The sequence below is a fragment of the Massilia sp. PWRC2 genome (assembly GCF_049896725.1).
Taxonomy (GTDB): Bacteria; Pseudomonadota; Gammaproteobacteria; order Burkholderiales; family Burkholderiaceae_D; genus JAFCUW01.
This window is the reverse complement of sequence record NZ_JAFCUW010000006.1, coordinates 117,929-129,751: the sequence shown is the minus strand read 5'-3', so window position 1 is coordinate 129,751 and position 11,823 is coordinate 117,929. Positions and strand designations below refer to the sequence as shown.

6 protein-coding genes are annotated in these 11,823 nt (G+C 62.5%); 5 read left to right on the top strand and 1 reads right to left on the bottom strand.

From position 1 onward, the window contains the following. Positions 1 to 38: 38 nt before the first annotated feature. Positions 39 to 674 (bottom strand): PEP-CTERM sorting domain-containing protein, encoded by a 636-nt coding sequence (locus tag ACP7BZ_RS13520; RefSeq protein WP_426113936.1) that lies wholly within the window; start codon positions 672 to 674, stop codon positions 39 to 41. Between the two features lie 417 nt (positions 675 to 1,091). Between ACP7BZ_RS13520 and ACP7BZ_RS13515 the strand changes: the two genes are divergently transcribed. The 5 genes from ACP7BZ_RS13515 to ACP7BZ_RS13495 all read left to right on the top strand — a co-directional run bounded on the left by ACP7BZ_RS13515 (position 1,092) and on the right by ACP7BZ_RS13495 (position 11,803). Then, positions 1,092 to 4,238: a DEAD/DEAH box helicase gene (locus ACP7BZ_RS13515; protein ID WP_426113934.1), complete on the top strand. Its 3,147-nt coding sequence runs from the start codon at positions 1,092 to 1,094 to the stop codon at positions 4,236 to 4,238. A 9-nt stretch (positions 4,239 to 4,247) separates the two neighbouring features. Then, entirely contained in the window at positions 4,248 to 5,399 is a 1,152-nt protein-coding gene (locus tag ACP7BZ_RS13510) for an ATP-binding protein (RefSeq protein ID WP_426113932.1), read from the top strand. A 59-nt stretch (positions 5,400 to 5,458) separates the two neighbouring features. Further along, positions 5,459 to 6,139: a response regulator transcription factor gene (locus ACP7BZ_RS13505; RefSeq protein ID WP_426113930.1), complete on the top strand. Its 681-nt coding sequence runs from the start codon at positions 5,459 to 5,461 to the stop codon at positions 6,137 to 6,139. Positions 6,140 to 6,211: 72 nt separating this feature from the next. Then, complete coding sequence (locus ACP7BZ_RS13500) at positions 6,212 to 6,931, top strand: transposase (RefSeq protein ID WP_426113928.1); 720 nt, start codon at positions 6,212 to 6,214, stop codon at positions 6,929 to 6,931. 117 nt (positions 6,932 to 7,048) lie between these two features. Then, positions 7,049 to 11,803 (top strand): glutamate synthase-related protein, encoded by a 4,755-nt coding sequence (locus tag ACP7BZ_RS13495; protein WP_426113926.1) that lies wholly within the window; start codon positions 7,049 to 7,051, stop codon positions 11,801 to 11,803. Positions 11,804 to 11,823: the final 20 nt, after the last annotated feature.

Below are 11,823 nucleotides of genomic sequence, written 5' to 3'. Positions count from 1 at the left end.
TAAAAATCTGCCGGGCAGGCTGCCGGCACCGTGCAGTCTTACGCCGACTTGAGGCGGCGCCCCAGCAGCCAGAGTGCGCCGGCCAGGCCGAACAGCCAGATGGACGCTGGTTCCGGCACCGATGCCGTGCCGGTCGAAAACAGCGTGGCCGAATAGGTGGTGGCGCCATCGGTGTTATTCAGGGTCACCAGCGTGAACAGGGCAGCGGTGGGGTCAAAGCCGGCAAAATACAAAATGCCATTACCAGAGAGAATCAACGCGGCGGCGGCGGTGTCGCTGCCAGGCACCCGGGTCACCGTCAGCGGCGCCGTCAGGCTAAAAGAAAAGAGGTCGGATGCGATGATAAAGTTGCCGTCCGCCGTGAAATCCTCAAACGACAAAATGTCATTAATGGTCCCGCACGGTGTGACAACGTTGGGAATGCAGACATAGGCGTTCAGGGCACCGGTGCCGGCATACCCGGTCAGAATGCCGGCCATGTCCGGGCTGGGCGAACCGGGCAGGGCGAAATCGAGTCCGCTGGCATTGGCCACCGAGCCGTCGCCACCGACCACATACAGGGTGCTGCCGGTACTTAACTGACTGCCCACCGCAATCGGGGTTGCCAGCGCTGGCTGCGCCGCGGCCAGTAGCAGCGCCAGGGCGCCGATCATGCGTGATAAATAGTGTTTCACCGTCGTCATCCTTGAAGTGAAATGGAAAGTGCCGCCTGGCAGAGGGAGCAAAAAATGTGCCAAAAAAATAAAAGCCATCGATTCAATAAATTAACTTTTTATTAATATTACGCTTGCATATGGCATAAATTATTCCGACAGCTAACTGCCAGTTACTAAATTATTCACGGAAAATATAGAGACACTTTTATCAAGGGGAGGGCGCGGCCCGGAGGGCGGGGGCCACTGCGAGCTTGCGGCGCCGTCGCTGTATCGCCAGCTTGTTTTACCGGGCCGTTCAGGCGATGATGTCAGACGGCCGCTGCCAAATGTAACTACCCAGCGCTTTCAACGGCGACCGCCGCTGTCCCGACGCCTGCGGGCAGGATGGCGCATAATGTCGCGTCTTATCTTTTTTGATACGGAATGCAAAGAACGATGCACACTTCGGATGTACGGCGCGATGACAGCATGGATGCCCGGCGCGATACCCCTGGCGGAGCGTCAGTGGCACCGGCGTCGCTCATGCCTGCCAGTCCGGGCGGCGCGCCCCTGGCGGCGCCCGTGGCCGGCTGGCTGCAACGGGTCGACGCCGCTGCCCACCCCCGTCCCAAGCTCAATGTCGACGTCAAGGACCCCAAGCTGGTCCAGTACAAATTCGTCTATGTGCTGGCGCCCACCAGTGGCGGCCGTCACGTCGCCTTGTGCCTGTGCAAGGCGCGTTTGCGGCCCAATGGCGAAGTGGCGGCAGCGAGCCCGGTGAGCGAAGTGTTTTCCCTGCTGTCGGCACCGCCCGCCTATCTGCAGGGCGACGATGAAGACCTGGTGCGCTTTTTTATCGCCATGCGCAGCGGCGCCTCGCAAACGAGCACCGCAACGGAACCGAAAGGCAAGATCGGCGCCATCCTGCTACAAATGTTGTTAGAACAAGACAAATTATTGTGGGCAAATTCCTGGCCAGACATGGCGAATGGCCTGGTCTATCCGCTGCAGGCGGGCGCGGTACGCAAGGCCAACCTGGTGTGGCGCGACGAAGGCCGCAGCGCGCGCCTGGGCTGGCAGGTCGAGCCGCCACTCGGCGCCACCCATAGCGCCGCCGACCAGATCGATTACATGCTGCCCACCGATCCCCCGTGGTATATCGACAACCTGTCATGCGGCCCGCTCGAGCTCAACCGCGGTGGCGTCGACATCTCGCTGGCCGAACTGCAGGCGCTGGTGGCGCAGGCGCCGGTGTTGACCGGCAGCGACAAGAAACGGGTATCGCAACTGTTGCTGGCGCACGGCTTGCAACAATTGATGCCCTTGCCGCAGCCACTGACCCAGCGCCTGCGCGACGATGTCATACCGCAAGCCTGGCTGCAGCTCGACAGTGTGCAACTGGCCGAGGGCGCCACCCAGCGCTGGCATGACGTCGCCGTGCTGTCTTTCGATTATGACGGTGAGCGGGTGTCGTTCGACCCCGACCAGCGCGTGGTGCGGCAGCTGGGCGAGGTCACCGAAGTGATCGCCCGCAACAGTGCGGCCGAAGGCGCCGCGCTGGCGGCCTTGAAAGCGCTGGGCTTCCGCAAGCCCGCCACGGCACCTTTAAATGGCCTGGCTGGCGCCGTCCAGCTCGAATCACAGGCGCACTGGATCCGCTTCGCCGGGGCCGACCTCGCGGCACTGCAGGCGGCTGGCTGGCGTATCGAGCGGGCCCGTCACTATCGGTATGACGTGGTGGCGGTCGACCACTGGTATGCCGAAATCGACCAGCCTGCCGAGGCGAACAATGCCTGGTTCGAGCTGGAGCTGGGCATCGTGGTCAACCACAAGCGGGTGCCGCTGCTGCCCGTGCTGGTGCAATTGATCCGCAACGCCCCCAGCGACTTCGATCCCGATGTGCTGGCCGCCCATGCCGACACCGACCAGATGCTGGCGCCGCTGGCCGACGGCATGCGGGTGGCGCTGCCGTGGGGCCGTTTGAAACCGATCCTGGCCACGCTGGGCGAACTGTATTTCAGCGACAAGATCAAGAACCGTGTGCGGCTGTCGACGCTGGACGCTGCCCGCCTCGAAGAACTGGCGCGCGGCGCCGACCTCGAGTGGCACGGCGGCGCCCAGTTACGCGAGACCGGGCGCAAGCTCAGCCTGTTCGGCTCGGTGCAAAAAGTGCCCGCCCCGGCCGGCCTGCGCGCCACCCTGCGCGACTACCAGGCCGACGGCCTGGCCTGGATGCAGTTTTTGCGCGAATACGACCTGGCCGGCATCCTCGCCGATGACATGGGGCTGGGCAAAACCGTGCAAACCCTGGCCCACATCCTGGTGGAAAAGGAAGCGGGCCGCCTGACCAGCCCGGCCTTGGTGATCGCCCCCACCAGCCTGATGACCAACTGGCAGGAAGAAGCGGCGCGCTTCGCCCCCGGCTTGCGCGTGCTGCTGTTGCAGGGCAAGGAGCGGCTCGACCTGTTCGACCGCATCGATGACTGCGACATCATCCTGACCACCTACGCGCTGTTGCCGCGCGACGAAGAAAAGCTGCGCCAGCACAGCTATCACCTGGTCATCCTCGACGAATCGCATTACATCAAGAACAACCGCTCGAAGGCAGCGCAGAGCGCCGGCCAGCTCAATGCGCGCCACCGCCTGTGCCTGACCGGCACGCCGCTGGAAAACCACCTGGGCGAACTGTGGTCGCAGTTCCATTTCCTGCTGCCGGGCCTGCTGGGCGATGAAAAAACCTTCAACAGCCAGTTCCGCCACCCCATCGAGCGGCAGGACGATCCCTTGCGGCGCACCTTGCTGAACCGCCGCATCCGGCCGTTTTTATTGCGCCGTACCAAGGACAATGTGGCCAAGGAATTGCCGCCAAAAACCGAAATGGTGCGCAAGGTGGAACTGTCGGGCGCCCAGCGCGATTTGTATGAAACCGTGCGCCTGGCGATGGACAAGAAAGTGCGCGACGAGATCGACAAGAAGGGCGTGGCGCGCAGCCAGATCGTGATCCTCGAAGCGCTGCTCAAGCTGCGCCAGGTGTGCTGCGACCCGCGGCTGGTCAAGGCGCTGCCGGCACGCAAGAAAGAATCGCCGTCAGCCAAGTTGATCGACCTGATGCAGATGGTCGACGACCTGTTGCAAGAGGGCCGCAAGATCCTGGTGTTTTCGCAATTTACCAGCATGCTGGCGTTGATCCAGGAAGAACTCGACGCCCGCCATATTCCCTACGCGCTGCTGACGGGCGACACCAAAGACCGCGCTGCCCAGGTGGCGGCGTTCCAGCAGGGCGCGGTGCCGATTTTCCTGATCAGTCTGAAAGCCGGTGGCGTCGGCCTGAACCTGACGGCGGCCGACACCGTCATTCACTATGACCCGTGGTGGAACCCGGCGGCGGAAAACCAGGCCACCGACCGTGCCTGGCGCATCGGCCAGGAAAAACCGGTGTTCGTCTACAAATTGATCGCCAAGGGCACGCTGGAAGAAAAAATCCAGCTGCTGCAGCAAAAAAAGCAGGATCTGGCGCAATCGATTCTGGCCGATGGCGAAGCGAACAAGCTGGTGCTCACGCAGGAAGACTTGCAAGCCATTTTTGCCCCCCTCGAAGACTAGGAATAACGCATGCTGGCTGTCGATTGCGCGCCCGACCCGTTTCAAACCATCGCAGAACTGAGTGGCGACATTGCCTTCATCGTCGCCCTGCCGGACGCCGCCGTGCGTTATATGGGCGCTGGCTGCGCGGCGCTGACCGGGTACAGCAGCGCCGAGTGGTGCGATCCGATGTCGGATGCTGCTGCCGTGCTGGCCGGGCTGATGGCCGGCTGGCAGCTGCGGCTGGCACGCCTGGTCGATGGCACTGGCAAGGGGGACAATGGCGGCGGTACCAATAAACTGGTGCGCGAAGTGGAAATCACCCACCGGCGCGGTCACAAGGTGCCGCTGGAGATCATTTCCACCTTCACCTTCGACGCTGCCGGTCACGCCGCCGCCCTGGTCGGGGTGGTCCGCGACGTCGCCCAGCGGCGCGAGCACGAAGCGGGCCGGCGCCGTTTTGCCAGCATGCTCAACCACGAATTTCGCACCCCGCTGTCGACCATCGATGGCGCCATCCAGCGTTTGCAGGTGACCGGCCAGGCAGCCGATCAGGCCACCCTTGACCGCTACCGCAAGATTGCCAACGCGGTCGATCAAATGATTGGCATGCTCGAGCAGTACTTGTCGCCCGACGTCGTCGCCGCCAGCGGCACGGTGGCGCGCAGCGACCGCGTCAACCCGCGCCGCCTGCTCGAAGAAGGGGCGCAGTGGGTGCGCGCCAGCGGCCGCACGGTCACCCTCGAGCTGGGCAAGCTGCCCGACAGCCTGCGCGGCGAACCACAGGGATTACGGCTGGTCTTGCGCGTGCTGATCGACAATGCCTTGCAGTACGGCCCGGCCGACCAGCCGATCGCCCTGCTGGGCAGCGTGCGCGGCGACACCATCGTGCTGGCGGTGCACGACAGCGGTGCCGGCGTGCCGGCTGGCGAAGAACAGCAAGTATTTGGCAAGCATGTGCGCGGTAGCAACGCCGGCCATCTGGCGGGGGCCGGCCTCGGCCTGTACATGGCGCGCTCGGTGGTGGAAGTCCATGGCGGCGTCATCGAGTACCAGCGGCAGGTCGTCAACGACGGCGGCGCGCGCACGGCGTTTCGTATTTGCTTGCCGGTTCGGACTGTAACAGGGAAAGAGGTTGCCACAGCCGGTCCCAGCAGTGATAATTCCGGTAACAAACACTAAGTTGGCGGTGGGCATCGAAATTGTCCATGGTTAATGTCCAATGAACTATCGGCAAACCCATGACCCAGATTCTGATCGTTGAAGACAACGGCGACTACGCCGACGACATGGCGGAATTCCTCCGTGAGCAAGGTCATGACGTCGGGCTGGCCACCACGGCCGCCGATATGTGGCTGGCGCTGACCAAGACGCCCGCTGCGGTGGTGGTGCTCGACCTCGGTCTGCCGGACGAGGACGGTTTTACGGTGATCCCGCGCATGCGCCAGCTGTACCCGGAAATTGGCTTGCTGGTGTTGACCGGCCGGGTGGCCTTCGACAACCGCATTCTCGGCCTGCAGCTGGGCGCTGACCATTATTTGAGCAAGCCGATCAAGTTTCCCGAACTGGCCGCCCACATCGAGGCGCTCGACCGCCGGGTGCGGCCGCAAGAACCCGCTTTTCCTCCCAGCAAATGGAATTTGCGCGTCAGCGCGCGCCAGCTCGAGCTGATGGGCGCGGTCATCGATTTGACCGAAAAAGAGTGCAATTTTCTGCACCTGTTGACCATCAACACGCGCGCCGTGCCGCGCCAGGTGATCGTCGCCGGCATGGGCGGCGATGAAGCCGACGCCAGCCGCCGGGTCGACATGCTGGTGTACCGCCTGCGCAAGAAAGCGCGCTCGGGCCTGGGCCAGGACTTGCCGCTGCGCAGCGCCTACGGCGAAGGCTACAGTTTATCGGCCGGCTTCAGCCTGTCGTAGCGGCGCTTTCTTAAAATCGGGGACAGAGTCGGCCAGGCCCGCTACAATGGGGTTTTACGATGCTCCCCGACCATGGCCCGTCTGCCCCGGCTGATCGTTCCGCACCAGCCCCATTTTATTCTTCAACACGGTAACGACAGTCAGCCGCTGTTTCGCGCGCCCGACGATTACCGCCAGTTTTTGCAGTGGCTGCAGCAAAGCGCCCGCCTGTGCAAGGTGGCCATCCACGCCTATGCGCTGCTGCCCGACCGCGTGCTGCTGCTGGCCACGCCCGGCGACGACGCTGGCCTGGCCACCTGCCTGCAGCGCTGCGGCCGCTACTATGTCCCCTGGTACAACGCCAAATACGCGCGCAGCGGCGCCCTGTTCGGCGGCCGTTTTAAAACCGCCGTGGTCGAAGCGGCCGCCTACCTGCTGCCGTGCAGCCTGTACATCGAAGATGCGCCGCGGCGCGCCGGCCTGCACGCCGACGGCAGCGCCTGGCCGTGGTCGAGCCTGGGCCAGCACGCCGGCCTCGGCATCGATGCCCTGGTCACCGATCACCGCCTGCTGTGGGACCTGGGCAACACGCCATTCCAGCGCGAAGCGGCGTGGAAAGCCTTGAGCGAACGCGGCCTGACCAGCGCCACCATCAGCGACATCGAAGCGTGCGTGCTCAAGGGCTGGCCGCTCGGCTCGCCCGCCTTCAAGGCCGATTTGCAAAAGAATGCGCAGCGCCAGGTCCTGCCAGCGCGGCGCGGGCGGCCGCCGAAACCCCGGGTCACAGCACCTGCTGACTCTGTCCCCAATTAATTATTTTAGGTTAAAAATTGGTTTTAATTCGACTCCGACCCTAATTTTTCTATTTGAATTTTTTGCTGCGTTGCGATATGGTCCATCTTCACCTGTTCAAAAGCTGTGGAGAGTTCGATGATTGCCCAAGGTTTGTACGACCCGTCCAACGAGCACGATGCCTGCGGCGTCGGTTTTATTGCCCACATCAAGGGCAACAAATCGCATTCGATTATTGAACAGGGTCTGTTGATCCTGAAAAATCTCGATCACCGGGGTGCCGTTGGCGCCGACAAGCTGATGGGCGATGGCGCCGGCATCCTGATCCAGATTCCCGATCAGTTTTTCCGCGACGAAATGGCCAAGCAGGGCGTCGAACTGCCACCGCCCGGCGAATACGGGGTCGGCATGGTGTTCTTGCCGAAAGAACACGCCTCGCGCATCGCTTGCGAGCAAGAGATCGAGCGCGCCGCCCGCATCGAGGGGCAAGTCGTGCTGGGCTGGAGAAATGTGCCCATCGATGAGGCGATGCCAATGTCGCCCACGGTGCGCGCCAAGGAACCGGTGATTCGCCAAATTTTTATTGGCCGCGGTCCCGACATCATGGTCACCGACGCCCTCGAGCGCAAACTGTATGTGATCCGCAAATCGTCCGGTCACGCCATCCAGGCCTTAAAACTGTTGCACGGCAAAGAATTCTTTGTGCCATCGATGTCGGCCCGCACCATTGTCTACAAGGGCTTGCTGCTGGCCGACCAGGTCGGGGTGTACTACCAGGATCTGCAAGATCCGCGCTGCATCTCGGCGCTGGCGCTGGTGCACCAGCGCTTTTCCACCAACACCTTCCCCGAGTGGCCGCTGTCGCACCCGTATCGCCTGATCGCCCACAATGGCGAAATCAACACCGTCAAGGGCAATTTCAACTGGATGCGCGCGCGCGAAGGGGTGATGAAATCTGCCGTGCTGGGCGAAGACCTGCAAAAGCTGTTCCCCCTCATTTATGAAGGCCAGTCCGACACCGCCTGTTTCGACAATGCGCTCGAACTGTTGATCATGGCCGGCTACCCGATCGCCCAGGCGATGATGATGATGATCCCCGAGGCGTGGGAAAACCACACCTTGATGGACGACAACCGTAAAGCCTTCTACGAGTATTACGCCTCGATGATGGAGCCGTGGGACGGCCCGGCGGCGATGGCGTTTACCGATGGCCGCCACATCGGCGGCACGCTCGACCGCAATGGCTTGCGGCCGGCGCGCTACATCGTCACCGACGACGACCTGGTGGTGATGGCTTCCGAATCGGGCGTGCTGCCGATCGCCGAATCGAAGATCATCCAGAAATGGCGCCTGCAGCCGGGCAAGATGTTCTTGATCGACCTCGAAGCGGGCCGCATCATCGACGATAAAGAACTCAAGGACATGTACGCCAACGCCAAGCCGTATAAAGCGTGGATCAATTCGGTGCGCATCAAGCTGGGCGAACTGAAGCTGGCCGAAAGCCAGCTGGCCCACAACCGTGCGCGCCAGTTGCCGGCCCAGGGCGAGCAGGCACCGGCCTCGGTGCTCGATCGCCAGCAGGCGTTTGGCTACACCCAGGAAGACATCAAATTTCTGATGGCGCCGATGGCTATGCTGGGCGAAGAGGCGACCGGTTCGATGGGCAACGATTCGCCGCTCGCCGTGATGTCGAACAAGCTCAAACCTTTATATAACTATTTTAAACAGCTGTTTGCCCAGGTCACCAACCCGCCCATCGACCCGATCCGTGAAGCGATGGTGATGTCGCTGGTCTCTTTCATTGGCCCCAAGCCGAATTTATTGGACACCAACAACGTCAACCCACCGATGCGGCTGGAAGTGTCGCAACCGGTGCTGGGCTTTGATGACATGGTGCGCCTGCGCAATATCAGCGCCCACACGGGCGGCAAGTTCAAGTCCTACGAATTGAATATCTGCTATCCGGTGGCATGGGGCAAGGATGGCATCGAAGCATCGCTCGCTTCGCTGTGCGCGGAAGCGGTCGATGCCGTCAAATCGGGCCACAACATCCTGATTATTTCTGACCGTGCCGTGTCGTCGGCACAGGTGGCCATGCCGGCGTTGCTGGCCACCTCGGCCATTCACCAGCACCTGGTGGGCCGTGGTCTGCGCGCCTCCACCGGCCTGGTGGTGGAAACCGGCTCGGCCCGCGAAACCCACCACTTCGCCCTGCTGGCCGGCTTCGGCGCCGAGGCGGTGCACCCTTACCTGGCAATGGAAACCCTGGCCGAACTGGCGCGCGGCCTGGGCGCCGACATGTCGGAAGAAAAAGCCATCTATAACTACACCAAGGCCATCGGCAAGGGCTTGATGAAGGTGATGTCGAAGATGGGCATCTCGACCTATATGTCGTATTGCGGCGCGCAAATCTTTGAAGCGGTGGGCTTGAACAAATCGCTGGTCAACAAATATTTCCGCGGCACCGCTTCGGGCGTGGAAGGGATCGGCGTGTTCGAAGTGGCCGAAGAAGCGTTGCGCCTGCACAATCTGGCGTTTGGCAACGACCCGCTGCTGGCCGAAGCGCTCGACACCGGTGGCGAATATGCCTACCGGGTGCGCGGCGAAGACCACATGTGGACGCCGGACGCCATCGCCAAGCTGCAGCACGCCACCCGCGCCAACAATTTTAGTAGCTATAAAGAGTACGCCCAGCTGATCAACGACCAGACGCGCCGTCACCTGACCCTGCGCGGCCTGTTCGAGTTCAAGCTCGACCCGGCCAGGGCGATCCCCCTCGATGAAGTCGAGCCGGCCAAGGATATCGTCAAGCGCTTTGCCACCGGCGCCATGTCGCTCGGCTCGATCTCGACAGAAGCGCACGCCACATTGGCAATTGCCATGAACCGCATCGGCGGCAAGTCGAACACGGGAGAGGGCGGCGAAGATCCGGCCCGCTATACCCAGGAATTGAAAGGCATTCCAATCCGCCAGGGCCAGACCATGGCCTCCGTCATCGGCGCCCACAATGTTGCCGTCGACATTCCCCTGCAGGATGGCGACTCGCTGCGCTCGCGCATCAAGCAGGTGGCGTCCGGCCGCTTCGGTGTGACCGCCGAATACCTCAACTCGGCCGACCAGATCCAGATCAAGATGGCGCAGGGCGCCAAGCCCGGAGAAGGTGGCCAGCTGCCCGGCCACAAGGTGTCGGAATACATTGCCAGCCTGCGCTTTTCGGTACCCGGCGTCGGCCTCATTTCGCCGCCGCCGCACCACGATATTTATTCGATCGAAGACCTGGCCCAGCTGATTCACGATCTCAAAAACGCCAATCCGCGGGCGTCGATTTCCGTCAAGCTGGTCTCGGAAGTGGGCATCGGCACGGTGGCCGCCGGCGTCACCAAGGCCAAGGCCGATCACGTGGTGGTCGCCGGCCATGACGGCGGCACCGGGGCGTCGCCACTGTCTTCCGTCAAACATGCGGGCACGCCGTGGGAACTGGGCCTGGCGGAAACCCAGCAAACCCTGGTGCTCAACGGTTTGCGCAGCCGCATCCGGGTGCAGGCCGATGGCCAGATGAAAACCGGCCGCGACGTCGTCATTGCCGCCATGCTGGGCGCCGACGAGATCGGTTTTGCGACGGCCCCGCTGGTGGTCGAAGGTTGCATCATGATGCGCAAGTGCCACCTGAACACCTGCCCGGTGGGCGTGGCCACCCAGGACCCGGTGCTGCGCGCCAAGTTTGCCGGCAAGCCCGAGTACGTCGTCAATTACTTCTTCTTTGTTGCCGAAGAAGCCCGTCAACTGATGGCGCAGCTGGGCATCCGCACGTATGACGAACTGATCGGCCGCGCCGACCTGCTCGACAAGTCGAAGGCGATTTCGCACTGGAAGGCCATGGGCTTGGACTTCAGCAATATTTTTTATCAGCCACCGGTGCAGGAAGGGCAGTCGATTTACCACACCGAATCGCAGGAACATGGTCTCGACAAGGCACTCGACCATAAACTGATCGCCCAGGCCAAGGCCGCGCTGGAAAAGGGCGAACGGGTGTCGTTCATTTCTCCCGTGCGCAACGTCAACCGCACCGTCGGCACCATGCTGTCGGGCGAAGTGGCCAAGCGCTATGGTCACGCCGGTTTGCCCGATGACACCATCCACATTCAGTTGCAGGGCACCGCCGGGCAATCGGCCGCCGCCTTCCTCGCTGCCGGTATCACCATCGACCTGGTCGGCGAAGGCAACGATTACGTCGGCAAGGGCTTGTCGGGCGGGCGCATCATCGTGCGGCCGAACACCGAATTTCGTGGCTGGGCCGTCGACAACATCATCGTCGGCAACACGGTGCTGTATGGCGCCATCGCCGGCGAAGCGTTTTTTAATGGCGTCGCTGGCGAGCGTTTTGCCGTGCGCAACTCGGGCGCCACCGCCGTCGTTGAAGGTTGCGGCGACCATGGCTGCGAATACATGACGGGCGGCACCGTGGTGCTGCTGGGCGAAACGGGCCGCAACTTTGCGGCCGGCATGTCGGGCGGTGTCGCCTATGTGTACGATCCGAAAAACGAGTTCGACAAGCGCTGCAATATGACCATGGTCAACCTCGAACGCGTCCATGCGAGCAAGGAGCAGGGCGATGTGGCCGGCTGGCACAGCCAGAGCCGTGGCGCCGCGCGCGAATCCGATGAAGCCATCCTCAAGCGCCTGATCGAGCGCCATTTCAAGCACACGGGCAGCACCCGCGCCCGCTTCCTGCTCGATAACTGGGCCGATGCCCGCGCCAAGTTTGTCAAGGTGTTCCCGACCGACTACAAGCGCGCGCTCGAAGAGATGCACAACAGCAGCATGGAGGAAGCTGCCGAGAAAGTCGATGGCGCTAGCGCTGCGGCCCAACTGCCTGGCGTAACTGTCGCTTAACTGCGCCGCATCGCTTGCGT

What these genes read in the sequence shown, in the direction of transcription:
- ACP7BZ_RS13510 (WP_426113932.1), top strand. Translation starts at nt 4,248, where the DNA reads ATGCTGGCTGTCGATTGCGCGCCCGACCCGTTTCAAACCATCGCAGAA.
- ACP7BZ_RS13505 (WP_426113930.1), top strand. Translation starts at nt 5,459, where the DNA reads ATGACCCAGATTCTGATCGTTGAAGACAACGGCGACTACGCCGACGAC.
- ACP7BZ_RS13515 (WP_426113934.1), top strand. Translation starts at nt 1,092, where the DNA reads ATGCACACTTCGGATGTACGGCGCGATGACAGCATGGATGCCCGGCGC.
- ACP7BZ_RS13500 (WP_426113928.1), top strand. Translation starts at nt 6,212, where the DNA reads ATGGCCCGTCTGCCCCGGCTGATCGTTCCGCACCAGCCCCATTTTATT.
- ACP7BZ_RS13495 (WP_426113926.1), top strand. Translation starts at nt 7,049, where the DNA reads ATGATTGCCCAAGGTTTGTACGACCCGTCCAACGAGCACGATGCCTGC.